The sequence below is a fragment of the Paraburkholderia sp. 22098 genome (assembly GCF_052045935.1).
Classification (GTDB): domain Bacteria; phylum Pseudomonadota; class Gammaproteobacteria; order Burkholderiales; family Burkholderiaceae; genus Paraburkholderia; species Paraburkholderia caledonica.
Window position 1 is genome coordinate 1 of the sequence record NZ_JBQEPV010000019.1, and the last position, 25,540, is coordinate 25,540.

Annotated in this window: 19 protein-coding genes and 1 pseudogene; 8 read left to right on the forward strand and 12 right to left on the reverse strand. The window is 62.9% G+C overall.

The features are described 5' to 3' along the window. Window positions 1-312 precede the first annotated feature (312 nt). Window positions 313-666 carry a BON domain-containing protein gene (locus tag ACTJLB_RS28805; RefSeq protein ID WP_020069765.1) on the reverse strand — a complete coding sequence of 118 codons (354 nt, stop codon included), beginning with the start codon at window positions 664-666 and terminating at the stop codon, window positions 313-315. A 688-nt stretch (window positions 667-1,354) separates the two neighbouring features. Here ACTJLB_RS28805 and ACTJLB_RS28810 point away from each other — a divergent pair. The 3 genes from ACTJLB_RS28810 (at window position 1,355) to ACTJLB_RS28820 (ending at window position 4,783) form a co-directional block, all read left to right on the forward strand. Beyond that, window positions 1,355-2,854, forward strand: a complete 1,500-nt coding sequence (locus ACTJLB_RS28810) for a TAXI family TRAP transporter solute-binding subunit (RefSeq protein WP_440785288.1) — start codon at window positions 1,355-1,357, stop codon at window positions 2,852-2,854. A gap of 99 nt (window positions 2,855-2,953) precedes the next feature. Further along, window positions 2,954-3,598, forward strand: a complete 645-nt coding sequence (locus ACTJLB_RS28815) for a 2-hydroxychromene-2-carboxylate isomerase (RefSeq protein WP_020069762.1) — start codon at window positions 2,954-2,956, stop codon at window positions 3,596-3,598. Between the two features lie 219 nt (window positions 3,599-3,817). Then, window positions 3,818-4,783 (forward strand): LysR substrate-binding domain-containing protein, encoded by a 966-nt coding sequence (locus ACTJLB_RS28820; protein WP_027777954.1) that lies wholly within the window; start codon window positions 3,818-3,820, stop codon window positions 4,781-4,783. A gap of 153 nt (window positions 4,784-4,936) precedes the next feature. On the opposite strand, the gene xdhC is transcribed toward ACTJLB_RS28820, so the two are convergent. Genes xdhC through xdhA form a run of 3 tightly spaced genes read right to left on the reverse strand, consistent with a single transcriptional unit; the run spans window position 4,937 to window position 9,498 of the window. Further along, window positions 4,937-5,536 carry a xanthine dehydrogenase accessory protein XdhC gene (gene xdhC / locus ACTJLB_RS28825; RefSeq protein WP_310354260.1) on the reverse strand — a complete coding sequence of 200 codons (600 nt, stop codon included), beginning with the start codon at window positions 5,534-5,536 and terminating at the stop codon, window positions 4,937-4,939. 6 nt (window positions 5,537-5,542) lie between these two features. Continuing rightward, window positions 5,543-7,906: a xanthine dehydrogenase molybdopterin binding subunit gene (gene xdhB / locus ACTJLB_RS28830; protein ID WP_440785289.1), complete on the reverse strand. Its 2,364-nt coding sequence runs from the start codon at window positions 7,904-7,906 to the stop codon at window positions 5,543-5,545. 38 nt (window positions 7,907-7,944) lie between these two features. Then, window positions 7,945-9,498, reverse strand: a complete 1,554-nt coding sequence (xdhA, locus tag ACTJLB_RS28835; RefSeq protein ID WP_440785290.1) for a xanthine dehydrogenase small subunit — start codon at window positions 9,496-9,498, stop codon at window positions 7,945-7,947. Between the two features lie 376 nt (window positions 9,499-9,874). Between xdhA and ACTJLB_RS28840 the strand changes: the two genes are divergently transcribed. Further along, window positions 9,875-11,086 (forward strand): MFS transporter, encoded by a 1,212-nt coding sequence (locus ACTJLB_RS28840; RefSeq protein ID WP_027777950.1) that lies wholly within the window; start codon window positions 9,875-9,877, stop codon window positions 11,084-11,086. A 193-nt stretch (window positions 11,087-11,279) separates the two neighbouring features. Here ACTJLB_RS28840 and ACTJLB_RS28845 read toward each other — a convergent pair whose 3' ends face one another. Further along, the gene (locus ACTJLB_RS28845) at window positions 11,280-11,462 is read right to left on the reverse strand and encodes a PAAR domain-containing protein (RefSeq protein WP_408492968.1); all 183 of its coding nucleotides are present in this window, start codon (window positions 11,460-11,462) and stop codon (window positions 11,280-11,282) included. A gap of 5 nt (window positions 11,463-11,467) precedes the next feature. Here ACTJLB_RS28845 and ACTJLB_RS28850 point away from each other — a divergent pair. Continuing rightward, window positions 11,468-11,692 (forward strand): annotated as a pseudogene (locus tag ACTJLB_RS28850) (hypothetical protein); the annotation flags it as partial. 19 nt (window positions 11,693-11,711) lie between these two features. Here the strand turns inward: ACTJLB_RS28850 and ACTJLB_RS28855 are convergent. The 4 genes from ACTJLB_RS28855 to aspT (ACTJLB_RS28870) all read right to left on the reverse strand — a co-directional run bounded on the left by ACTJLB_RS28855 (window position 11,712) and on the right by aspT (ACTJLB_RS28870) (window position 18,334). Further along, a complete protein-coding gene (locus ACTJLB_RS28855; RefSeq protein WP_408492967.1) occupies window positions 11,712-12,935 on the reverse strand; it encodes a pyridoxal-phosphate-dependent aminotransferase family protein in 1,224 nt (407 codons plus the stop codon). Window positions 12,936-13,125: 190 nt separating this feature from the next. Further along, complete coding sequence (locus ACTJLB_RS28860; protein ID WP_408161655.1) at window positions 13,126-14,790, reverse strand: bifunctional aspartate transaminase/aspartate 4-decarboxylase; 1,665 nt, start codon at window positions 14,788-14,790, stop codon at window positions 13,126-13,128. A 92-nt stretch (window positions 14,791-14,882) separates the two neighbouring features. Then, window positions 14,883-16,565: an aspartate-alanine antiporter gene (aspT, locus tag ACTJLB_RS28865; protein ID WP_440785342.1), complete on the reverse strand. Its 1,683-nt coding sequence runs from the start codon at window positions 16,563-16,565 to the stop codon at window positions 14,883-14,885. Between the two features lie 86 nt (window positions 16,566-16,651). After that, entirely contained in the window at window positions 16,652-18,334 is a 1,683-nt protein-coding gene (aspT, locus tag ACTJLB_RS28870; RefSeq protein ID WP_440785291.1) for an aspartate-alanine antiporter, read from the reverse strand. Window positions 18,335-18,852: 518 nt separating this feature from the next. Between aspT (ACTJLB_RS28870) and ACTJLB_RS28875 the strand changes: the two genes are divergently transcribed. Continuing rightward, entirely contained in the window at window positions 18,853-19,878 is a 1,026-nt protein-coding gene (locus tag ACTJLB_RS28875) for a 2-hydroxyacid dehydrogenase (RefSeq protein ID WP_440785292.1), read from the forward strand. Here the strand turns inward: ACTJLB_RS28875 and ACTJLB_RS28880 are convergent. Then, window positions 19,875-20,489 (reverse strand): plasmid fertility inhibition factor family protein, encoded by a 615-nt coding sequence (locus tag ACTJLB_RS28880; protein ID WP_440785293.1) that lies wholly within the window; start codon window positions 20,487-20,489, stop codon window positions 19,875-19,877. The genes ACTJLB_RS28875 and ACTJLB_RS28880 overlap by 4 nt on opposite strands. 96 nt (window positions 20,490-20,585) lie before the next feature. Between ACTJLB_RS28880 and ACTJLB_RS28885 the strand changes: the two genes are divergently transcribed. Together ACTJLB_RS28885 and ACTJLB_RS28890 are read left to right on the forward strand one after the other, a co-directional pair. Continuing rightward, window positions 20,586-21,410: a crotonase/enoyl-CoA hydratase family protein gene (locus ACTJLB_RS28885; protein ID WP_440785294.1), complete on the forward strand. Its 825-nt coding sequence runs from the start codon at window positions 20,586-20,588 to the stop codon at window positions 21,408-21,410. A gap of 239 nt (window positions 21,411-21,649) precedes the next feature. Then, window positions 21,650-22,816, forward strand: a complete 1,167-nt coding sequence (locus tag ACTJLB_RS28890) for an MFS transporter (RefSeq protein WP_440785295.1) — start codon at window positions 21,650-21,652, stop codon at window positions 22,814-22,816. 67 nt (window positions 22,817-22,883) lie between these two features. On the opposite strand, the gene fahA is transcribed toward ACTJLB_RS28890, so the two are convergent. Both fahA and hmgA read right to left on the reverse strand, forming a co-directional pair. Then, window positions 22,884-24,185: a fumarylacetoacetase gene (fahA, locus tag ACTJLB_RS28895; RefSeq protein WP_440785296.1), complete on the reverse strand. Its 1,302-nt coding sequence runs from the start codon at window positions 24,183-24,185 to the stop codon at window positions 22,884-22,886. After that, window positions 24,182-25,528 (reverse strand): homogentisate 1,2-dioxygenase, encoded by a 1,347-nt coding sequence (gene hmgA / locus ACTJLB_RS28900; protein ID WP_440785297.1) that lies wholly within the window; start codon window positions 25,526-25,528, stop codon window positions 24,182-24,184. The genes fahA and hmgA overlap by 4 nt, the downstream gene beginning before the upstream one ends. Window positions 25,529-25,540 lie beyond the last annotated feature (12 nt).

Sequence of the window (25,540 nt, forward strand, 5' to 3'; positions counted from 1 at the left end):
TCCACGCTTCCTCCCCACACTCGGTCGCCCTCATGCAGTTGCGCTTCACTTCATTCGCTGTGACCAGCTTATGGCGGGACTTGCACCCGCAGGAGTGCGCCCATGCTGGGCGCACAAACAAAAAAGCTCCGGCATGGCTGCCGGAGCTTTTTCGTTCGTGCACATTGAAGTGGTGCGTTGCGCCGGAAAACGTCCGACGCGGCACCGCCACCTCATAAGCCGCGCCGTGTGAGGCGCGCTGATTGCCGCGCCGCTAGCCGCCTGATCAGTGCGCCGTCACAGCGGGCTTACCGATGCGCCCGCTCGCCGCACTTACTGCTGCATCACGTTCAGCTTGTTCGACACCGACGTCACGCCGGCGACACCCTTCGCTGCCTCGCCGGCCGCGTCGATCTGACCTTGATCGGGCACCGAGCCCGTGAGCGTCACGGCGCCGCCACGGGCGCGCACGGCGATGTTGGACACGTCGATGCCTTGCGTCTTGGCGAGCGCGGCGCGCACCTTGCGGCCCAGCTGGCTATTGGCCTTCTTGCTCGCCTTCGCGGTGGCGGCGGGAGCGGCTGTCGTGCCCGTTGCCGTTGCATCGCTTGCCTGAGCATAGACGTTGCATGCCACCACCATTGCCACCACCGAGCCCAGCGTCTTCAGAAAACCGACCGATTTCATATTGCTTCTCTCCTTAGCTTCACATTGGACCGCTTGAATAAGCGGCTTCGTTACGACTACCTGCGGCCATGCCCGAGGCGCGACGAGGCGCGCGGCGAGGCAATGGCCGGCTGTGGCTGCGACACGAGATGCGAGAGGCGAAGGGAGGCCGGCTGCCATGTGCCGCACGCGATGGCGAAGACGCTCATGCGATGCGGTCCGCAGACCGGCAAGCCGCGATATTCGCAGACGCGCCCGGTTCTTGTGTGTCGTGCCGGGTCGCGCCGCGCGAAACGTGTGTTCGCGGCAGCGATGCACAATTTAATCTAGCGGCGCCAGAAGCGCAAAGGGTTTAGTTGTGCTCGATGCGAGGGGGCTGAGTTAAATACTCATGTTTGCAGGCGTTCATACGCTGTTCACGTGCTTCCTATATGCGCTTAACCTGCTGAAGCACTTGTCGCCGCGGCGCTTTTTAATGGCCGCCTGCGCCCTGCTTGCCGGCGAAGCACTCGCCGGTCACCGAACCTTCATTGCGTGCTCCTCGCCCCGCGCTCGCCGCTTGGCCGCTACCCGGTAGTCACTTTTTGTTACGGGTTTCTCCGCGCCCTGCCCAGTCGTCCATTCCGCCGGCGCGGCAATCTCAGGTACCATCGGCGCCACGCGCAGCGCCCCATTCAGTTCACTCCGAACGTAGCCGTCCTGTCATCCGATGAAGCCAGCCACCGGCCGCAAACGCCCCACCCACCTCGTTGCCCGTTTCGTCGCGATCTCGTGGCGCGATCTGGCTGTGTCGTTCGGGCCGATCGTGCTGATCGCTGCCGTCGCGATCTGGCTCGCGGTGCGCCTGATCCAGCCCGCGCCGCCCAGCACGCTCACCATTAGCGCCGGCCCGCAAGGCAGCAGCTTCTGGACGGCGGCTCAAAAGTACAAGGAGATTCTCGCGCGCAACCGCATCACGTTGAATGTGCTGCCGTCGGAAGGCTCGCTGCAAAATCTCAAACGGCTGTCAGACCCGAACTCGAACGTCGACGTAGGCTTCGTGCAGGACGGCGTCGCGCCCGGCGCAGCAAGCAACGGCCTGATGTCGCTCGGCAGCGTGTCGTATGTGCCGCTCGCAATCTTCTATCACGGGCCGACGGTCGCGCGGCTTTCCGAATTCAAGGGCCAGCGGCTCGCAGTCGGCGCCGAAGGCAGCGGCACCCGGGAACTGGCGCTCGCGCTCCTGAAGGCCAACGGCATCGAGCCGGGCGGCGCGACCAAACTGCTGCCGCTATCCGGCGAAGACGCGGCGCAGGCCCTCATCTCCGGGAAGGTCGACGCGGCTTTCCTCGCCGGCGATTCCGCGCAACCCGCGGTCATGGGCAAGCTTTACCGCACGCCAAACGTGCAGTTCTACGATTTCACGCAGGCCGACGCATACACCCGCCGCTTTCCGTACCTGACGCAACTCGAATTGCCGATGGGCGCGTTCGATCTCGGTAAGAACCTGCCGTCCGCGCCGATCCATATGGTCGCGCCGACCGCCGAACTGGTGGCCCGCGACTCGCTGCACCCGGCGCTGTCGGACCTGCTGATCGAAGCCGCGCGCGAAGTGCACGGCAGGGCCAACATCATGCAGCGCGCGGGTGAATTCCCTGCGCCGCTTGCCCATGACTTCACGATCAGCGACGACGCCGCGCGCTACTACAAGTCGGGCAAGAGCTTCCTGTACCGCCTGTTGCCGTTCTGGCTCGCGAGCCTTGCCGACCGGCTGCTCGTGGTGGTCGTGCCGCTCGTGGTGCTGCTGATCCCGGCGCTGCGGCTCGTGCCGTCGCTGTATGCATGGCGGGTGAAGTCACGTATCTATCGCTGGTATGGCGCACTGATCGCTATCGAGCGCAGCGCGCTTAGCGACCATTCGCCGGCCGAGCGCGCGTCGCTTCTGCAACGGCTCGACGCGATCGAAGACTCGGTGAATGGTCTGAAGATGCCGCTCGCCTATGCCGATCAGTTCTATGTGCTGCGCGAGCACATCGGATTTGTGCGGGCAAGGCTCATGCAAAGCCGCGAAGCGCAGCGGGAGATGTCCGAAGAAGAGCCGGACGAAGGTACCGGCCAGGACTTCGCCGCGTTGACCGAAGCCGGCGACGCGGCCGCTGCGCCCGGCGCGCCGAACGAAGCCGCAGAGATCGGCGAGACACGCGCCGACGAGCGCCGCAAACCAGATTGACGGTGCAAGCCGCCGCCGCACCGCGTAAGATCATTACAATTCCGACGATCTGGCAGACGCAACCGCCGATCTGTCGGACAGGCAATCCGGGAGACATATATGACCGTTGGCATCGACGCCGCGCAGCCCCTGTGGTTTTACGATTTCGTCTCGCCGTTCACGTATCTGCTGCTCGAGCAACACGACAAATGGCCGGGCTTCGACTTCGCATTCACGCCGGTGGTGCTGAACGACCTGTATCGTCACTGGGGGCAACGGCCGGCTTACAGCGTGCCGGCCAAACGCACCTTCCTGTACCGGCACGCGCTCTTTCGCGCGGAGCAACTCGGCATACCGTACAAGATGCCGCCGGCTCATCCTTTCGACTCCATGAAGCCGCTGCTGCTCGCCACCGCCGCTCAGGCCGACGTGGTCTGTGTGCGCGAAATCTTCCGCTTCATCTGGCGTGAAGGCCGCGATCCGTCGAGCGACGCGGCATTCGCCGAATTGTGCGAACGGGTGGGCATACCGGACGGCCCCGAACTCATCAAGAGCGAAGAAGTGAAGGCGCAATTGCAGCGCAATACCGCCGACGCCATCGGCCTCGGTGTGTACGGCGTGCCGACCTTCCGGCTGAACGACCAATTGTTCTGGGGCGAAGATGCGTTGCCGATGGTGTTGTACTGCGCACGCACGCCCAACTGGCTGGAATCGAGCGAAGTGAAGCGGATCAGTGCGCTGCCGTCGGGTTTGCCCAACATCTGAGCGTTCGGTTCGGTGCAGTGGAGTGCGTGGGGCGCGCGTGTGGCGCGCGTGGGGCTACCGGGCGCTGCTGATGCCGGACATACCGCGCCCGCTATGGCGGCCGCAGTGCAATCGGGCCTAAGGTTATAACCTTTGCGCCACGCATAGACCGCGTGCTGATCGCCTCGCGTGCGGTGCGGATTCTTGTGACGCCCGCTCGACTTCGCCTCCCTCTTTTCCATGGACGACACCGCCGCCTCCCTCGATATCTGGCTCGTGCGTGTGCTGCGCACGCTGCTGGTCGAGCGCAGCGTCACGCAAACCGCGCTGCGCCTGAACCAGACACAGCCCGCAATCAGTACCGCGCTGCGCAAGCTTCGAGAGACGCTGAACGACCCCATCCTCGTACGGGGCAAGTCGGGCATGGTGCCGACCGAATATGGCGAGTCGCTGCTCGCATCCGCGCAACGGGTGCTGCGTGAGGTCGATTTCGTGGCCACGCCGCACGGCGACTTCGACCCCGGCCGTTCGCGCCGCACCTTTCGGGTAGCCGCGCCGGATTATCTGAACGACTTTTTCATGCCGACCGTGATCGCGCAGTTCCGCGAGGCGGCGCCGCACGCCCGGCTCGAAATCGATTCGCTGAGCCCGATGCTCGACCACACTGCCTCGCTCGATGCGGGCGAACTCGACCTCGTAATCGGCAACTGGCCGAAGCCCGATCCGCGCTTCGAGCGCAGCGACCTGTTTTCGGACACGGTTGTGTGCCTGATGCGGGCGGACCATCCGTTGGCGCGCGCGCCGCTCACGCGCGACGCGTATCTCGCGGCGCCGCATCTTGCGCCGACTCCTTATAGCGGCGCGCGCGGTGGCGCCATCGACATCGGGTTTGCGAGAGCGCGCGCCGAGCGGCGCATCGTCGCCACGCTGCCGTACTTCGGCCTCGTGCCGCAGACGCTGTTGCAATCCGATCTGATCTTCACGACGACGCGGCGCTTCGCGACGCACTACGCGAGCATTCTGCCGCTCGCGGTTGTCGAGGCGCCCATCCCGTTTCCGCGTATCAAGTGCTATCAGATGTGGCATCCGCAGCCGGATCGCCCGAGCGATCTCGGCTGGCTGCGCGCATTGATGTCACAGGTGTCGGACGGGCTGGTCGCGCAGAAGGTTCGGCGCGCGAAGCAGCCGCGGCAAGGGTCCACCTGAGGGCGACGCGAACGCGCTAATGGAGCGATGAGGCGTCCATGCGGTTGAGACGGTTAACGAGTGATCGGCGGCTGATGTTGTCGTGCGGATGACTTAGTCGATCAGGCCGCGTCGGCTAATGTTTTTAACGGCGCTAAACGCAGCCAATCCATTTCAGACGTTTGCCGCCACAGGTTGGAGCGCCGCTTGCGTTCCGTTTGCCGTTGCGGGCTGAACCGCGGCTCGCCGCCCGCGAACCTGCAGCAACTCCGCACATACCGCCACCGCGATCATGGCCGGCGCCTTGTCGACGATACCTGGCACGCCGATCGGACATGTCATCTGCTGCAACCGTTCGAGCTCTACCCCACGCGCGAGCAGGCGCCGCTCGAACTTTACGCGTTTTGTCTTCGAACCGATCATGCCGAAGTAGCTGAAATCGCGTCGCCGCATGATGCGTTCAGCGAGCGAGAAATCGAGCGCATGGTTATGCGTCATCACCAGAAACCAGGCGCCGGGCGGTGCCGTATCGACGATCGCGTCGGGCGTGTCGGTGGCTTCGATCTGCACATTCGCAGGCGTTTCGTCGGGGAACAGTTCGTCGCGCTCGTCCACCCACTGAACTACACACGGCAGGTTGCCGAGCAATTGAATGAGCGCATGCCCCACATGGCCCGCGCCGAACAGCACGATGTGCATGGGCGCGGGACGGGACTCGTCGACCTCGCTGCGCCGGCCGATCCGAATCGAAGAACAGTGGTTGATCGCGTTCATCTTCAATTACCTCGCGGCCGACGCGGCGGCCCGCACCGCGCCGATCGCCCTGAGGATTTCCTCGCTCGTGGCAGGTGCATTGAGCGGCGGATTCACCCGATGACCGCCCACTGCCGACACCGCGTCGCGAATCGCAAAGAATACCGAGAACGGCAACAGCAGCGGCGGCTCGCCAGTCGCTTTCGAGCGATGGATGCTGTCCTCTGCATTGCGGTTCTTGAACAGACGCACGTTGAAAACCGGCGGCGTATCGTTGACAGTCGGAATCTTGTAGGTGGACGGCGCGTGCGTCATGAGCTTGCCGCCGGCGTTCCACCACAACTCCTCGGTGGTGAGCCAGCCCATGCCCTGAATGAACGCGCCTTCCACCTGGCCGATGTCGAGCGCCGGATTCAGCGACGCGCCTACGTCATGCAGCGCGTCCGCGCGCAGCACGCGCATTTCGCCGGTCAGTGTGTCGATCACCACTTCGGACACGGCCGCGCCATACGAGTAGTAATAGAACGGCCGGCCTTGCAGCTTCGCCTGATCCCAGTAGAGCTTCGGTGTCGCATAAAAACCATCGGACCACAGCTGGATTCGCGCGAGATAAGCCTTTGCGACGACTTCTTCGAACGGCACAACTGCCTCGCCGACAATCACGCGGTCATGCGCGAAGCGCACGTCGGAAGCATTCACCTCGCCGGCGCCGAAACGCTCGGCGGCAAACACGGCGAGCCGTTCGCGCAGCTGGTGCGCCGCGTCCTGTGCAGCCTTGCCGTTCAGATCCGAACCCGTCGAAGCCGCCGTCGCCGAGGTATTCGCGACCTTGCTGGTATCCGTTGCCGTCACGCGAATCCGGTTGAAGCCGACGCCCAGTTCATGTGCGACGACCTGTGCGACTTTTGTGTTCAAGCCCTGGCCCATTTCCGTGCCGCCGTGATTCACGAGCACCGAACCGTCGGTGTAGATATGCACCAGCGCGCCGGCCTGATTGAAGTGCGTGACGTTGAACGCAATGCCGAACTTGACCGGCGTCAGTGCGAGGCCCTTCTTCAGCACCTCGTTGTTGGCGTTGAATTCGTTGATCGCCGCGCGGCGCGCGCGATATTCGCTGGTCGCTTCCAGTTCGTCGATCAGTTCGTGAATCACGTTGTCTTCGACGATCTGGCCATACGGCGTCTGATTACGCTCGGTCTTGCCATACAGATTGCGGCGGCGCACGTCGAGCGAATCCTCGCCGATCGAACGCGCCACGTTGTCCATGATGTATTCGATCGCAAACGCACCTTGCGGACCGCCGAAGCCGCGAAACGCGGTGTTCGATTGCGTGTTGGTCTTGCCGCAAAAGCCGTCGATGGTCACATCGGACAGCCAGTACGCGTTGTCGAAGTGGCACAGCGCGCGCGTCATCACCGGGCCGGACAGGTCGGCCGAAAAACCGCAGCGCGAGGTCATGTCGACAGCCACGCCTTCGATCACGCCCTTGTCGTCGTAGCCGACTTCATACGTGTAGTGGAAGTCGTGCCGCTTGCCCGTCACCATCATGTCGTCGTCGCGATCCGGGCGCAGCTTGACGGGGCACAGCAGCTTCCACGCGGCGAGCGCCGCGCAGCACGCGAAGAGACCCGACTGCGATTCCTTGCCGCCGAAGCCGCCACCCATTCGGCGACATTCGATCAGCACGTTATGGGACGCAATGCCCAACGCGTGAGCGACAAGATGCTGCATTTCAGTCGGATGCTGCGTTGAGCAATAGACGTGCATGCCGTCGTCGTCCTTCGGCACCGCATACGAAATCTGCCCTTCCAGATAGAACTGCTCCTGGCCGCCGAGCAGCATTTCGCCAGCCTCACGATGCGACGCGCGTGCGATCTTCGTGCCGGCCTCGCCGCGCGCGAGTTTCATCGGCGGCAGCACGTGCTGGTTGGCGGCACGCGCCTGCTGCGCGGTCAGGATGGCAGGCAATTCCTCATAGACGATCTCCGCGCGGCGGGCGGCGAGCCGCGCGGTTTCGTGCGACGTCGCGACCACGATGAACACCGGCTGACCGACGTACTGAACGATGCCGTCGGCGAGAATCGGATCGTCGCCGTGGACGATCGGCGCGACGTCGTTGGCGCCGGGAATATCGTCCGCCGTAAAGATAGCGACCACGCCGGGCGTCGCGCGCACCTTGTCGAGCGACATGGACACGATTTTCGCGTGTGCATTGCTCGACAGGCCGAGCGCGGCGTGCAGCGTGCCTGCGACCGTCGGGATGTCGTCAGTATAAGTCGCGCGGCCGCTCACGTGTAGATGCGCCGATTCATGCGGGCGCGACACATGAACCTGCGTGAAGTCGTCGAGCGCCTGAGCGTCCTTCAGAAAGGGTTCGGCATGCTGATTCATTGTTGTGTTCTCCGTTTTCTTCGTGCGCTTCGTGCGCTTCAGGCATCTGCCACGACATTGCCGCCGACACCGGCGTCCGCAGTCGAGCACGCCGCAACCACCGCGCGCACATCGAGCGAGCTTTTCGGCAACGGATTGTTGGGGCGCGTTTCGAGCCAGAAGCGATACAGCGTGTTCTTTGCAGCTTCGAGACGATAATTGCTGGTCGCGCGCATATCGGAAAGCGGCGCGTAGTCGTTGCCGAGCGCGAGCATCGCGGCTTGCGCGGTGGCTTCATGCCATTCGGCGTCGCGCAGCACGGCTTCTGCATGCGTTGCCCGCTTCGGCGTCGCTGCCATGCCGCCGAAGGCGATGCGCGGCTCGCGAATCAACTCGCCGTCCGCGATAAACGAGAATGCGGCACACACAGCGGAGATGTCCGAGTCGAAGCGCTTCGACAGCTTATAGGTGCGGAATTGCAACTTTGCGCGCGCGCCGGTGCGAGTCGGCACCTTCAGGCCGACGACGAACTCGTGCTCGGCCATATTCTTCTTCTGATACGCGACGTACAGGTCTTCGAGCGGCATTTCGCGTTCGACGTCGCCACCTCGGACAATCACGCGCGCGCCGAGCGCGATGAGACCGGGCATCGAATCACCGATCGGCGAGCCGTTGGCGATGTTGCCGCCGAGTGTGCCCGCGTTGCGAATGGGCAGCGAAGCGAAGCGTAGCCACATTTCCGTAAGCTCGGGATATTCCTTCGCGATCTCCGCGTAGGCGTTCTCTACCGTCACGCCCGCGCCAATTTCGATCCAGTCGGCATGCGTTTCGAGCTTCTGCAATTCGGCGATTTGGCCGACGTACACGACATTGCCGAGTTCGCGCATCTGCTTGGTGACCCACAGGCCAATGTCGGTGCTGCCCGCGAGAATGCGCGCGGCCGGCTCGGCCTGCTTGATCTGTGCGAGCGCCTGGACCGTGCGCGGCGCGTCGAAGCGCTGGCCGGCGTGCTCGTAATGGAACGTGTCGTCGCGTTGCAGCGTCGCGAGCGCGCCTGCGAGCGCCTCCACATTCACCGGTGCCTTGGGCGCGGGGACTTCGAACATGCGCACGGCCGCATCCACGATCGGACGATAGCCGGTGCAGCGGCACAGATTGCCTGTGAGCGCGTTGCTGATTGCTTCGCGCGAGGGCACCGTCTTGTTTGCGCAGCCATGCTCGTGGCCGTGCTTTTCGTAGAGCGACCACATCGACATGACGAAGCCCGGCGTGCAGAAACCGCACTGCGAGCCGTGGCATTCGACCATCGCCTGCTGTACCGGATGCAGCGAGCCGTCGGGCTGACGCAGATCTTCGACGGTGAAGAGCGCCTTGCCATCGAGCGTCGGCATGAACTGGATGCAGGCGTTGACCGCCTTGAAGTCGACGCCGCCCTTTTCGTTGCGCTCGCCAACCACGACCGTGCACGCGCCGCAATCGCCTTCGGCGCAGCCTTCCTTGGTGCCGGTGCAGTGCGCATCTTCACGCAGATACTGCAGGACCGTGCGGGTGACAGGCGCGTCCTTGATTTCGCGGATCGCGTTGCGATGGTAAAAGCGGATTGGCTCAGTCATGTCTTATCGCTCTCGAATGTTCTTTGTCCAGCAGGGATGGTTCGAAAACTATCACCGTCAATAAATACAACCCATAGCCCGGGTCGCATGCGGGACATATGCGCAATGCGATATCGAGATGGAATTGGCGCGCTGTGGGCTTATGTTGGGTTGGCTGGTCTTAGATGTTTGCTGGTGAAATGCTTGATTTCAGCCATTTTGTAGGGGCGCGCGGTGAGCATTTCGCCCTTCGCCGAGGGCAAATTAAGCGTCCGACGCCCCACTATCTGGGCTTCGCACCGGCTTACGTCTGACCAATTATTAAGCAAATGCTGCAAGAGAATCGGTTCCATGGGAAAATCACGCCTTCCCGCCGTTTTCAAGTCTGGTTTTCCCCATGTCCACCGACACAGCGACACCCCGCAGCGAATTCGCCACGACCATGCAGATCATTCCGGTCGTCTTTTTCACGTTTCTTTGCTATCTGACGATCGGCATTCCGCTGGCGGTGCTGCCGGGCTACGTGCATGACGACCTCGGCTACAGCGCGGTGCTCGCGGGCGCCGCGATCAGCGTGCAGTACTTGGCGACTTTGGCGTCGCGGCCGCTGGCAGGACGTTCGGCAGATACGTTGGGACCGAAGCGGACGGTGACGATCGGCTTGCTCGGATGCGGCGCGAGCGGCGTTCTTTTGTTGCTGGCAGTTTTGTGCGGACGCTGGCCCGTGCTGAGTCTTGGCCTGCTTGTGTGCAGCCGGCTCGTGCTCGGATTCGGCGAGAGTCTGTGCGGCACCGGCGCGATTCTGTGGGGCATCGGCCGCGTGGGCACGAGCAACAACGCACGAGTGATCTCGTGGAACGGCATCGCCACGTATGGCGCGCTGGCGGTCGGCGCGCCGCTCGGCGTTGCGATCGAGCGGACGGTCGGATTTGCGGCGCTCGGCATTCTAGTGATTCTGCTGGCGGCGCTCGGCTTCTACCTCGCCCGGCCGATGGCATCCGTGCCAATCGTCCACGGCGAACGGATGTCGTACCGAAGCGTGTTCACGCGCGTCCTGCCGCACGGCATCGGCCTTGCGCTCGGCTCGGCCGGTTTTGGATCGATTGCGACGTTCATCACCTTGTTCTATGCGGCGAAGCAGTGGCCGAACGCGGCGTTGTCGCTGACGGTGTTCGGCACGCTGTTCATCGGCGCGCGGCTGCTGTTCGCCAACACGATCAAGACCTACGGAGGTTTCCGGGTCGCGATTGTTTCGTTTTCATTTGAATGTGTCGGCCTGCTGATGCTGTGGCTTGCGCCTGAGCCGCATATTGCGCTCGCGGGGGCGGCGTTGACCGGATTCGGGTTTGCGTTGGTATTTCCGGCGCTCGGCGTCGAGGCAGTCGGACTCGTACCGCCCGCGAGCCGAGGTGCGGCGTTGTCGGCTTACTCGGTGTTTCTGGATCTGTCGCTGGGAATTACGGGGCCGTTGGCGGGGTATATTGCCGGCGAGTTTGGGTACGGGTCAGTGTTTCTATTTGCAGCAATTGCCGCTGCAGCGGCTGTGGGGCTTTCCAGTTTTCTTTATCTTCGGGATGTGAAGGTTGGGAAGATGCCTGCGGCGCTTTGAGGGCTTTTCGGCTCAACGCACCAACTCACACTTGAGTTCCGCGGCTCCGGGCAGGCAGCGGCGTAATCAGGACCAGCGCCGTGGCACGCCTGGCCTTGGTTGCAGCTAGCCGTACGTTCAGCCGGTACTCGTCGAAAGGCTCGGCTTCGAGCCGCCCCAAGTTGCGTTTGTCGAGCGGCTAAAGCGAACATAGTTACGACAAGCTGGAAATTAATCGGCAACCACATGTCGCACGATGTCCATGATGAGCAACAGGAAGGCCGTCATCCATCATCGACTCATCACCCTCAACAATCAGGTTCGGTCTAATTCCCGGATGCCGCGGGCAAAAGACTTCGTCGCCCATACGGGCGACCGGACGACCATCGAAGGTCATCGTTGGTGCTGGGAACAGCTACATCGGGAGGTACCCGCGTTGCGTTCAACTTCGACGGGCGCAAGGCGGTACTCGACATCGTTGGCGCGGGCAGCGTTGCCAACCCACTGACGAGCGATGTGCTGAAGACGTTCCACTGCCCGAGTTCCATGTCGACGTTCAGTTTGACCGACAGCGGTCCGCCGCCAGGATTACCTCCGGCAGGCGGACTTTCGAGCGTGTCGCATTAACGGAGTGGTTCCCAGCCCTCTACTTTCCTTCCGACAATCCCCGCTCCAACGCCGCGACCCCGGCGGGCAAATCGACCTTAACTCCGAGATCGACCATCGTCCGGCCCAACGCGTGCACAGTGCGAAACAGGTTGTGCTCGCGGCATTGCTCGCCCATCTGTCCGATCCGAACAATCGGCAATCCGAACGACCCCGAAATTTCGACCTGATGCTGCCGCGAAATATGCGCGCATACATCGCCTGGACTCAGCCCGGCGGGCACCTCGATTCCCACCACCGAATTTAGCCGGCAAGCAACCGGCGCATACAGCTGCAAGCCGAGCGCGGTCACGCCTTCCTGCAACGCCACCGAACACTTGAGGTGCCGCGCAAAACGCTTTTCAAGCGTCTCTGCGCACACGAGCCGCAGTGCCTCATGTAAAGCCAGCACGCCCGACACGGGCGCCGTGTAGTGATATCCCGCGTTATGCCAGAAGTTCTCGGCGAGCGACGCGTCGAGACACCAATGCGCATTCGGCGCCGTACGTCCTTTCACGCGCTCCCACGCTGCATCGGAAAACGCAATCAGCGAGACTCCCGGAATAGACGACAAGCCCTTCTGCCCGCCCGTGATCACCGCGTCGATGCCCCACGCGTCCATGGCGAGCGGCATGGTGCTCAATGTGCACACAGCATCGACGATCACCAGCGCGCCCGCCGCCTTCGCCAGTGCGGCAATGTCCTTCAACTGGTAATTCCAGACCGTATTCGAAGTCTCGCCCTGCACCACCGTGACGATCTCCGGTCGCTCACGGCGGATTGCCTCGGCGATCTCGTCGAGACTCGCCACCGTGCGGTCGGCCACTTCCAGTTCCGTCACTCGCGCGCCGACGCGGCGGCCCATCTCCGCCATGCGCCCGCTGAAAAAGCCGTTCTTGATGCTCAGCACGCGCGTACCTTCCCACGCGAGATTCGAGATTGCCATTTCCATCGCGGCCGAACCGGGGCCCGCCACGCCCAGCACCCATTTCGAATGGGTCTGGAACACGTAGCGCGCCATCGTCTTTACCTGACCGATCACCTTCACCATGGTTGCGCCCAGATGGTTGATGACGATCGTATTGGCCTTGGCGACCGCTGCGGGAATCGGCACGGGGCCGGCGCCCATCATCAGTAACGGCTCTTCGGGAAGAATGGCGTCGAGCGATTCGACAACCGGACACGGCACAGCAGTAGACGCAACGTTAGATGATGAAGTCGGCATGATCGGTACTTGAAGGAAAGCGCAAAGATGGAATGCACAGGAGCCAACGGCCTCGCCAGCTATGACACTGGCGAGGCCGTCGTCCGATCATTCACCGATCCGCGCAATTGCGCAAGTTTTTTGACCATGCTTTACCGGCGGCGCCGCAAACGCGCGTAGGCGACGCGCCTGGCCGCACCGCCGCAAGACCTCACTTCACCTTGGTCTTGTCGAGCTTTTTGCCGGTTTCCGCATTGAAACGCTCGACGTATTCTTCGATCAGCCGCCGCACCGCGCGTCCGATCTGCCGGTAGTCCGACTCGTTGAGGTTGGCCAGCGACACACGCCCAGACGCATGCTGCGTGCCGAAGCCGAGCCCCGGCAACAGCACCACCCGAGCCTCGCGCGCGAGACGGAACAGCAATTCGGTAGGCTGCGTGCTCTTCAACTGCCAATCGACGAACTCGCGCCCGAACATCCGCTCGCCAAGGTACTCGGCGTCGAGAATCGTGTAGTAGTCGACCTGGTTCGGGTCGCTGTCGTCGAATGCAATGCCGACCTCCTCATAAAGCGCCTGCTTGCGCTTGCGGATCAGGCGCTTCAGCGCGTTCTTGTATGCGTCGGGCGTATCCATCAGCGAGAACAGCGAGAACAACACCATCTGCACCTGCTGCGGCGTCGACAGCCCTGCCGTGTGATTCAGCGCGACGGTGCGGCTGTCGGCCACCAGACGATCGATGAATTTGAGCTTTTCAGGCTCTGTGGTGATCGACTCATAACGTTCGTGCAACTGCTTCTTCACGTCTTTCGGCAGCTCCGAAATCAGCCTGTCGAGCACGTTGTCGCGATGCGTCGCAATCGTGCCGAGACGCCAGCCGGTCGCACCGAAATATTTGGAGTACGAGTACACGAGAATCGTGTTCTTCGGCGCAAGCGCGAACAGCGACACGAAGTCGTCGGCGAATGTTCCGTACACGTCGTCGGTGAGAAGAATCAGATCGGGCCGTTCCTTGACGATGTCGGCAATGTACTGAAGGCTCTCGTCGTCCATTTTCACCGAAGGCGGATTACTCGGATTCACGAGAAAGAAGGCCTTCACTTTCGGATCGCGCAGCTTGTCGAGTTCTTCTTCGGTGTACTGCCAGCCATTCTCAACACCGGCGTTCAGATTCACCACGTTCAACTGGTAGTCGTTCAGCCGCGGAATCTCGATGTACGGCGTGAAGATCGGCATGCCGAGCGCGATGGTGTCGCCCGGCTTGATCAGGTGATTCTCGCGCATCGTGTTGAAGATGTACGTCATGGCCGCCGTGCCGCCCTCCACCGCGAACACGTCGAATTCGCCGACGAACGGATGCCGGCCGATCATCTCCCGGCGCAGATATTGTCCGACGATAACTTCGGATAGCTTGAGCATCCGGTCGGGCACCGGATAGTTCGATCCGAGAATCCCCTCGCACATTTCATAAAGGAAGTCGCCGGCGGAAAGCCCCAGCTGATCGCGCACGTACGATACCGCGCCGCGCAAGAAGTCGATCCCCGCGACGCCTTTGTTTTCGCGCAGGAACAGGTCAAAGCGCTCTTCGAGGCCTTCGCGCCGCGGAAATCCGCCGACGCCTTCAGGCATATAAGCGAACGAGCGTTCCGACTCGCGCATGGCGAAGAGCCCGAGCTGCCAGAAGCCGTGACGCGGGATCGTTGCGAGAAAATTCGGGTTGCCCCGACCGGCGTTCAGCATCGACGCATTGGCTGGCCGCTCGACGGCGCCGCCGCCCGCGGCCTTGATGAGTTCGTCCTTCAGCTCGAACGGGCTGAGCGCGGCAAGACCCGGCTGTGCCATGTCGCCACGTTTCTTGTCGTCCTTCTCTTTTGCCATGATGTGTTCTCCTGAGCCAGGTGAAAGACGCCGCCGGGCATTGATTAGCGCGATGCCGCGGCCGGCGCGAAGAGATCGATACAACGCGTTTGCTACACGAGTCCCACCACGAGCGGGCCGAGCAACGTCAACGCGACGTTCGCGATTGCATAGGTAATGGCGAACGGCACGGTCGGCACCGCGCTTTCCGCCTTGTCCAGCACGCCGCCAAAAGCCGGATTGGCACTACGTGAGCCCGACAGCGCACCTGCCAGAATGGCCGCGTTGTTGTAGCGAAGCACGTAGCGGCCGAACAGCATCGTGAGCAGGAGCGGGAACAGCGTGACGAACACGCCGAGCAGGAAGATCGTCATGCCGCTTTGCTTGACCGTGACCACGGCCTGCAGGCCGGAATTCAGACCGACCACGGCGACGAAGGCCGCGAGCCCGAAGTCCTTCAGCAGTTGCGAGGCTGCCGTGGGCATCACGCCGTACATGGGATGCTTGCCGCGCATCCAGCCGAACAGCAGGCCGGCGAGCAGACAGCCGCCGCCTGAACCGAGCGTGAGCGGAATTCCACCCACGTTGATAACGATGAGCCCGATCAGCAAGCCGAGTACGAGACCGACGCCCATGTAGATGAAATCGGTCTTGTTGCTGTACGGCAGTTCGTAACCCGCGGCTTCCACGGCGCGCTTGGTGTCTTTCGGCGAGCCATAAAACGTCAGCACGTCGCCATGTTCCAGATGGGTTTCCGGCAGCAGCGGCAGCGGCTGCCCGGCGCGCGTCACGCCTTGCAGATAGACGCCATGGCGCATGTCGCGATCCACCATTTCCCGCGCGGCCGCGATCGTCGTGTGGTTCATGCCTTTGCGGGTGAATACGCCTTCGCGCGTCTGCATGACGACGCCGACATCGCCAATGTCTGCAACTTCGCTGCCGTTCGAGCCGAACTCGACGACGGCTTCGCGACGGCCCACGACGAGCACGACATCGTCGTGATTCAATACCAGGTCGGGCGTAGGGTCGAGCGTATGGCCGCCTCGCTTGACGCGCTCGATTGTCAGCATGTCGCGATGCAGCGTCTCAACCTGCTTCACCGTCTTGCCCGCGCTGACGTCGATCCGGTACGCGCGCCCTACCAGTTCCGGCAACGCCAGAAGTTGTCCTGGCCCGCGAGCCGGCGCGCCCGCGGTGAGCTCGCGTTCTGCTTCGATGGAGGCATCGCGCAGACTCTGCCCCATGAACTTCGGCAAGATATTCACGCATACGATGATCGCGCCGAGCGAGCCGAACACGTACGTCACCGCATAGGCGATCGCAACGTCGGATTGCAGCGACTTCACCTCGTCGGCGGGCAGCCCGAGGCGCGCGATCGCGTCGCCCGCAGTGCCGATGATCGCCGACTGCGTCAGCGCGCCGCCAGCGAGCCCGGCGGCGAGCCCCTTGTTCAGGTGGAACAGCTTCGCGCAGATCACCACGGTAATCAGCGCGGTGACCGCGAGGAAAACGGCCATCGCGATTTCGCGCAGCGTCTTGCGGTTCAGCGAATTGAAGAAACCCGGACCGGAGTCGTAGCCGACCGCGTAGATGAATACGGCGAACATCACCGACTTCACGCCGTTGTCGATCGTCACGCCTGCCTGACTGATCACCACCGCCGCGAGCAGCGATCCGCCGACGCCGCCCAGCTGGAACTTGCCGAAGTTGATCTGGCCAATAAAGTAGCCAGCCGCGAGCGACAGAAACAGGGCGATCTCAGGTGATTTCTGGAATATGTGATGTAGCCAGTCCATCATGTCCTCGCTGAATAGTTTGCGATGCTAATTACCCGACACTGCCCGCCGCGGGTGTTCGATCCCCGCGCGGTGAATCCGACCGGCTAGCTGAGCTTGCCGGCCAGGCCGACCACGACCGGTCCCATCAACGGCAGAAAGATGTTGGAAAGCGCGTAGGTGATCGTGTAGCCGATCACCGGCGTCGAGTTGCCGGTCACACCGACGAGCGCGCTTATTGCCGGCGTGCTGCACTGCTGACCGGCGATGGCGCCGAGCAGCATCGGCGTTTCGAGCTTGAGGAACATGCGGCCAATCCACAACGACAGCAGCCCCGGCACGAGCACCATCAGAATGCCGGCTGCGGGCAGCGCGAGGCCGTATCCGCGCACCAGCTTGATGGCGTCCGGTCCCGCCGACAATCCCACCGCGGCGATGAAAGTGGCAAGCCCGAAGTCCTTGAGAATCTGCGCGGCCGCCGGAGGCAGCGAGCCGACGAGCGGATGGCGCGAGCGGATCCAGCCGAACAGCAGCCCGGACAACAAACAGCCGCCGCCGGTGCCCAATGCGAGCGATACGCCGCCGATGCGCCCGCCCAGGTGGCCAATCGCCATGCCGACCAGCACGCCGAGGCCCAGATAGACGAAGTCGGTCTTCTGCGTTGCGACGAGCACATAGCCGAGACGCCGTGCACCGCGCTCGACATCGGCCTTGGCGCCGACCAGCGTCAGCACGTCGCCGCGATTCAGTTCGGTGCCAGGCAACGCGGGTATTGTCGTCTCCAGCCGCGTGACGGCCGCAATGTAGACGCCACGCGCCTCGTCCGGCGGTGCCCGCTCACGCATCTGGGCAACCGTGAGGCCGTGCGCGTCGCGCCGTGTCAACACGACGTCGAGTTTCTCGGCAAGCACCTGGCCGAAGCCGGCGCCGTCGACTTCATCGCCGAGATCGGGCGCCGCGGCGACGATCGCTTCGCGGCGGCCCGCGACGAGCACAATGTCGCCCGAGGCCAGCGCGAGGTGCGGATCTACCGGCACATTCGCGCCGTTGCGCCGCACCTGCTCGATGGTGAGATTGAAGCCGTGCTGCTGTTCGATGGTGAGAACTGTTGCACCACGCGCCGCCCCGATGCGAAAAACGCGGCCCACCAGCGCCGGTGCGGCGGCATGCTGGCCCTCGCCCAATGCTCCGTCGCCGCCCAGCTTGCGCCACACGCGCGCCGCCTCCTCGCGCAAATCAATGCGCAACAGCAAAGGTGCAAACTGGCTCGTGAAGAGGACGATAGTGACCAGCCCGAACAGGTAACTCACGCTGTAAGCAGTCACGATGTTCGCTTGCAGACGCAGCGTCTGCGCTTCGTCGAAGCCGAGCCTGGCAATCGCCTCGGAGGCCGTGCCGATCACGGCCGACTCGGTCGCCGCGCCGGCCAGGAGACCCGCCGCAGTGCCGGCATCGAGCCGCATCACGGTCACCGCGATCGTGATCAGCACGAGCACCGACACGATCTCGACCACTGACAGCAGCCCATAGCGCCACCCCCGACCGATATTGGCGAAGAATTGCGGCCCACCGGTGAAGCCCAGCGCAAAGATGAACAATGCGAAGGCGATGTTCTTCAGATCGGGCGCGAGGCGCGCGCCTGTCTGGCCAAGTAACAACGCAACGATCAATGTGCCGCAAACACCGCCCAGCTGGATAGGACCAATACGAAAAGAGCCAATCAAATAGCCGATTGCGAGGCTCGTGAACAGAGCGATCTCCGGTTGAGTCCTCAGCAATTCACCGATCATGTTGACTAGCCGATTTTTGAAATTATTCGGAAATTGCTAAATATCTACGCAAGAGAAATTAAGCCCGTTGCCGTTGTCGATAGTTGACTTAAATCAGCTATCCCACGGAAAAGATGGAATGGCGTCATATGGCGCAAAGATAGCGCGCAGCAATCACGAATGCCGCGTTGACTACTGCGTCATTAAACGGAAAACATTGCTGACCGGACTTCGCTAGATGCGCCCGGCAGGGTGAAACGCCGCAAGTGCGGTTTGCACGAAATGCCTTTACTCATGAATGGAGCGGTGATTCACGAGCTTTTTTAAATTATGAAAGTTTAGTATCCCTGTCAATGCTATTTTTTTGCCATGAACACTTGACTTCACAGAGCGCGGACCTAAACAAGCTCCATCCGCATTCGCTTTAGCGCATTGCTTATTGCGATAGCTCCCTTATACTCATTCGCTCCAGGCAGACTTGACTCGTCGGCATTAGCCGGGAATTCGCGAGCGCCGCGAAACGTTCATGGGGATACGCGATGCGCATCATTCTCTTCAGCAGCCGCCAATACGACATCGAAACTTTCGCTGGAGCGAACAGCCGCCATGGCTATGAACTGCATTTCCAGGAGTCGCATCTGGACAGCGAAACTGCTGTGCTGGCGCAGGGCTACGAGGTGGTGTGCCCGTTCGTCAACGACCTGGTCGACGCGGCCGTGCTGGAGCGGCTATATGCAGGCGGCACGCGGATGATTGCCTTGCGTTCGGCGGGCTTCAACCACGTGGACCTCGCAACGGCCGAACGTCTCGACATGGCGGTCGCCCGGGTGCCGGCCTATTCGCCGCACGCGGTGGCCGAGCACGCAGTGGGCCTGATCCTCGCGCTGAACCGGCGCATTCCGCGCGCCGTCGCCCGTACACGGGAAGGCGACTTCTCGCTGCATGGGCTGCTCGGTTTCGATTTACACGGCAAGACGGTGGGCGTGATAGGCACCGGCATGATCGGCCGCGTGTTCGGCCGCATCATGGCGGGCTTCGGCATGCGTGTTCTCGCGCACGATCCCGGCACGCCCGCGAGCGACCTGCTCGCGCTCGGCGCGCGCTATGTCGCGCTCGACACGCTTCTGGCTGAATCGGACATCGTGAGTTTGCACTGTCCGTTGGTGCCGTCGACCTACCATCTGATCGACGCCGCCGCGCTGGCCAAAATGAAGCGCGGCGCTATGCTGATCAACACGGGCCGCGGCGGACTCGTCGAGAGCAATGCGCTGGTCGGTGCACTGAAGGACGGCCAGCTTGGCCATCTGGGGCTCGACGTCTACGAGGAAGAAGGCGGACTCTTCTTCGAAGACCATTCGAATCTCCCGCTGCAAGACGACGTGCTCGCGCGTCTGCTGATGTTCCCGAACGTCATCGTGACCGCGCACCAGGCGTTTTTCACACGCGAGGCGATGAACGAGATCGCGCAGACCACGCTCGATAACGTCGCCGCCTGGCAAACGGGTGTGCCTTGCAACACGGTCTCTGCAACGGGCACAACGAGCGCAGCGGGCACAGCAGGCTAGACGCCGCCGACCTTCAGCGAAACGGGGCGGATCGCGGTGCGGGCGTCGTCCGGCGCACCGCACATCTCACGCAGCAAGGCCGCCTCGCGCTCGTGCACTTCCACCGGAAACCAGCGTGCGCCGGCGTCGGCAAGATAACGCGCGCGATGCTGGCCATTGCGAAACGCCACCACACCCTCGCGCTCGAAACCGAACCAACCCAGTAGACCCGGTGCGCGGCGCGTGCAAATCGTCACGTAGGGCATCTGCGGAATACGAGGATTGTCCGGATCGAGAAATTCGCGAATGCCCCGCACCTTGCCCGCATGCCATTCGGCGATAGGCTTCAGAACGTAGTCGGTGTTGTCGCGATCGGCGCAGGCGAGCAGCTTGCGCACGTCGACCAGCACGACCTGATGCCGGGTGCCGTCGGCGACGAACACGCGTTTCAGGCGCACATGGTCGTACCATGAATGTTGATGCAGCGGCACGATCCAGACCGTCTCAGCGCAGGCCGGCGCAGCTCCGGACGATGAATTGATTAGAGGCAAAGGCAGGCTCGAAGAGCCGGCGAAGATTCGCCAGCGCGTTAAGAGAGCGCTAACGCTACGAGTCGATTGTGAAAGAAGCATGTCAAGCCACGGTATTAACTGCTCTGCATGAGTGCCGACGAGCGCGGCACAAACGCCCGAACTGACGGGCGAACGCGGACCTTCAAGGACACAACGATGAAAGACACCCTGAATTTCAATCGATATGTGCGCATAGAGGCTAACCAGGATAACGGCGTAGCAACCATCGTGCTTGAGCGCCCCGAGCGGCGGAATGCTGTCGACCGCGCTGTCGCCGACGCTTTGAGCGCCGCGTTCCAATGCTTCGAGGCGGAACCGGGGTGGCGCGCCGTGGTGTTGTTCGGCGCAGGCGGCACCTTTTGCGCGGGCGCGGATCTGAGCGCGCTGCCCGACGAGACCTTGCGCAACGAAATACACGCAGACGGCAGCGGACCTGGGCCAATGGGACCGACGCGCACGAGCTTCACGAAGCCGGTCATAGCGGCCATCGCGGGCTATGCGGTGGCGGGAGGCCTGGAACTGGCTGCGATGTGCGACCTGCGTGTCGCGGAAGACGATGCGGTGCTCGGCGTGTTCTGCCGGCGCGTCGGCATTCCGTTGATCGACGGCGGCACAATCCGCATGCCGCGGCTGATCGGCATGTCGCGCGCGCTCGATCTGATTCTGACGGGACGTGCGGTGAGCGCCCAGGAAGCGCTCGGTTTCGGCCTCGTCAACCGTGTGGTTGCAAGGGGCGAGGCGCGCGTCGCGGCAGAGCAACTGGCCGCGGATCTCGCAGCATTCCCGCAGGCGGCGCTACTGGCTGACCGCCTTTCGGTGCTCGAAAACAGCATGCTCGGCGACCTGGCCGAGGCACTCCAGCGCGAAGGCGCCGGCGGATATCGGGCTGTATTCGACGAAGGTATCGCCGGTGCCGCGAGTTTTGCAAAAGGCGCTGGACGTCACGGCGAGACGCCGGACTCGCATGAAGGAAGCAACTAGCGGGGCGCGGAAAAGGAGTGGCTGCAGCTATCGGCACCGCGGGTCGTACACACTCAAGCGGCGTAACGTCGCGCGGTGTTCAGCGAAAAACAACGTTCGCATCGGCGCTCAGCACTATCGTTTTGACTTAGGTAGAATCCCTGACTGTTTTGCATCCCGCACGGCGCATGCGCTCTCGTCCCGAAAACGCGCGCCGGCCGCGCGACGCTTCGCGCCGCGCCGATCCACAGTCTGCTGCCATGCCTTTGCCCCTGCTTGCTCTCGCCGTTGCCGCCTTTGGCATCGGCACCACCGAATTTGTCATCATGGGGCTGTTGCCCAACGTCGCCCGCGATCTGTCTGTCTCGATCCCGGCAGCGGGCATGCTGGTCTCGGCATACGCGCTTGGCGTGACCATCGGCGCGCCGATCGTGGCAATCGCGGTCGCCAACATGCCGCGCAAGAAAGCGCTGATGAGCCTGATCGGCGTATTCATCGTCGGCAATCTGCTGTGCGCGTTGGCGCCGGGCTATGCGGTGTTGATGGCCGCGCGGATCGTCACGGCGTTCTGCCATGGCGCATTCTTCGGCATCGGCTCGGTGGTCGCCGCGGGTCTCGTCGCGCCGAACCGCCGCGCGCAGGCCATCGCGCTGATGTTCACCGGCCTCACGCTCGCGAATGTGCTCGGCGTGCCGCTCGGCACCGCGCTCGGCCAGGCGGTCGGCTGGCGCGCGACCTTCTGGGCCGTGACGGCCATCGGCATTGCCGCAGCTGCCGCGCTCGCCGTGTGCCTGCCGGCGCAGATCGAGATGCAGAAGGCGAGCCTCGTGCGCGAATTCAGCGTGCTGAAAAATCCGCAGGTGCTGATGGTGCTCGGCATCAGCGTGCTCGCTTCAGCGAGCCTCTTCTCCACGTTCACGTACATCACGCCGATTCTCGAAGACGTGACCGGCTTCACGCCGCACGCCGTCACACTCGTGCTGCTGCTGTTCGGGCTCGGCCTGACGGTCGGCAGCACGCTTGGCGGCAAGCTCGCCGACTGGCGCCTGATGCCGTCGCTGGTGGCCTTTCTGCTCGCCATCGTCGTGATTCTCGCGATCCTTGCCGGCACCATGCATGCCGAAATTCCGGCAATGATCACCGTTTTCGTTTGGGGTGTTCTGGCATTTGCAATCGTGCCGCCATTGCAGATGCTGATCGTCAATCGGGCGAGCGATGCGCCGAATCTTGCGTCGACGTTGAACCAGGGCGCATTCAACCTCGGCAACGCAACTGGCGCATGGCTCGGCGGCATGGCGATCGGCGCGGGCGCGCCGTTGACTACGCTGCCGTGGGTCGGCGTCGCGACCTCGATCGGGGCGCTCGTGCTCACGCTGTGGTCGGTGTCCATCGACCGGCGCGCGCAGCGGATGGCGATGGCGGGTTGACAGCCGCCTGCGCGGGCTCGCGCCGGTTCATGCCGGCGCGCATCGCGCGAGCGCGGCCGTTTCTTCCTCAGGCCTTCGCCGGCAGAATCTGGCCGACGCACGTTCCAAAGCCCACGCGATAACCGTCCGCCTGGCACCAACCCGAGAGCGTCAACTCGTCGCCGTCTTCGATAAAGCTGCGCGTGCCGCCCTCTTTCAATTCCAGCGGCTTCTTGCCGTTCCACGTGAGTTCGAGCAGGCTGCCGTACGAGTCTTCCGTCGGCCCGCTGATCGTGCCCGAGCCCATCAGGTCGCCCACTCGCGTGTTGCAACCCCCCACCGTGTGATGCGCGAGTTGCTGAGCCATCGTCCAGTACATGTACTTGAAGTTGGTTCGCGCAATGGTCGTGGCCTGTTTCGCGCCTTGCGGACGTAGCGTCACTTCCAGCGCTATGTCGAATGCATGCTCGCCGTCGTGCCGCAGATACGCAAGCGGTTGCGGCTCCTGCACGGGCTGTGCGACGCGGAAAGGCTCGAGCGCATCCAGCGTGACGATCCACGGCGAAATGGTGGTCGTGAATGATTTTGAATTGAACGGGCCGAGCGGCACGTATTCCCATTGCTGGATGTCGCGCGCGCTCCAGTCGTTCAACAGCACCATGCCGAAGATATGCGCTTCGGCATCGGTACAGGCGATCGGCTCGCCCAATGCGTTGCCGCCGCCGATCACGAAGCCGGTCTCCAGCTCGATGTCCAGCTTACGGCACGCGCCGAACACGGGACGCTCCTGATCGGGCAACTTCAATTGACCGTTCGGCCGGCGCACCGGCGTGCCGCTCACCACGACCGACGACGCGCGTCCGTTGTAGCCAATCGGCATCTCGGACCAGTTCGGCAGCAGCGCATCCTTCGGATTGCGGAACATGGAGCCGACATTCGTTGCGTGCTCCTTCGACGAATAGAAATCCGTGTAGCCGGGAATTTGCACGGGCAGATGGAGCCGCGCGTCGGCCTGACGCACCAGCGCCTTCGCGCGCAATGCAGCGTCGTCGCGCAAAGTCGCGGTGTCGCGCGAAAGCAGATTACTCAACTGGATGCGCACGCTGCGCCATGCGTCGCGGCCGAGCGCGATGAAGTCGTTCAAGGTATCGCGCGCGAAAACGCCTGCCTTTGAGGGCACCGTGAGCAAGCCCGCCGCCTCCAGCGCCGCCAGATCGACAATCTCATCGCCAATCGCAACGCCCACGCGCGGCGTGTCGTTTTTGCTATCGCTGAAAATGCCGAACGGCAAGTTCTGAATCGAAAAATCGTTGCTCGGTTCGTTGGCCGACTGCACCCAACTTTTGCGTGACGGATCGAGCGTCGCCTGAAGATCGCTCAATGCGCTCATCGTTGCTCCGGGTTGAAGTGTTTCTTAAGACCTTGCCAGCACTCGTAGTAGTGCGCCTGAAGTTGCGCGGTTTCGAGCGCAAAACGGGTCGGCTTGATCAGCGTCCTGGTTTCGAACATGAACGCCATGGTGTCGCCGACCTTGACCGGCTTTGACGTATCGCTGTGCGAAGCTTTCTCGAATGTATCCGCGTCCGGGCCGTGGCCGGACATGCAGTTATGCAGGCTCGCGCCACCCGGCACGAAGCCCTCGGCCTTCGCGTCGTAGACGCCGTGCACGAGTCCCATGAATTCGCTCGCGACATTGCGATGAAACCATGGCGGGCGGAACGTGTCTTCGGCGGCGAGCCAGCGCGGCGGGAAGATCACGAAGTCGAGCGAATCCACGCCCGGCGTGTCGCTTTGCGATTGCAACACCAGAAAGATCGACGGGTCCGGATGGTCGAAGCTAATCGAGCCGATGGTGTTGAAGCGCCGCAAGTCGTATTTATACGGCGCGTAATTGCCGTGCCACGCGACCACGTCGAGCGGCGAATGTCCGATGTCCGCGCGCCACAGATTGCCGTCCATCTTCGCGACGAGTTCGAAGTCGCCTTCGCGGTCCTCGTAAGCCGCATGCGGCGTGAGGAAGTCGCGCGGATTGGCAAGGCCGTTCGAGCCGATTGGCCCGAGGTCCGGCAAGCGAAGCAACGCGCCGAAGTTTTCGCAGATGTAGCCGCGCGCCGTGCCGTCCGGCAAGCTCACCGCGAAGCGCACGCCGCGCGGAATCACCGCGATCTCGAACGGCCCCACTTCGAGCCGGCCCAGTTCCGTCGCGATATCAAGGCGCCCTTCCTGCGGCACGATCAGCAACTCGCCGTCGGCACTGTAGAAGAAACGGTCCGTCATTGAACGGTTCGCCGCGTACAGGTGAATCGCGCAGCCGCTCATCGATTCGGCGGCGCCGTTGCCCGCCATCGTCATCCAGCCGTCGACGAAATCCGTCGGCTCGCCTGGCATCGGCAATGCGTCCCAGCGCAGCTGATTCGGCGGCGTCGGCGGCACTTCGGCGAAATTCGCGACGAGCCGCTCCGAAGGCAGCGGCGTGAACGGCTTATGCACTGCCGCGGGACGAATGCGGTACAGCCAGGTGCGCCGATTGTGCCCGCGCGGTGCGGTGAAAGCGGTGCCGGACAACTGTTCGGCGTACAAACCATAAGCCGCGCGCTGTGGCGAATTGCGCCCTTCCGGCAGCGCGCCCGGTAAAGCCTCGGTCGCGAATTCGTTGCCGAAGCCCGACTGATAGCCGGGTTCGATCTCGAGCCGCGACCTGACTGTATTCGGCTGACGTGTTGAGGTATCCATGCAAGATTCTCC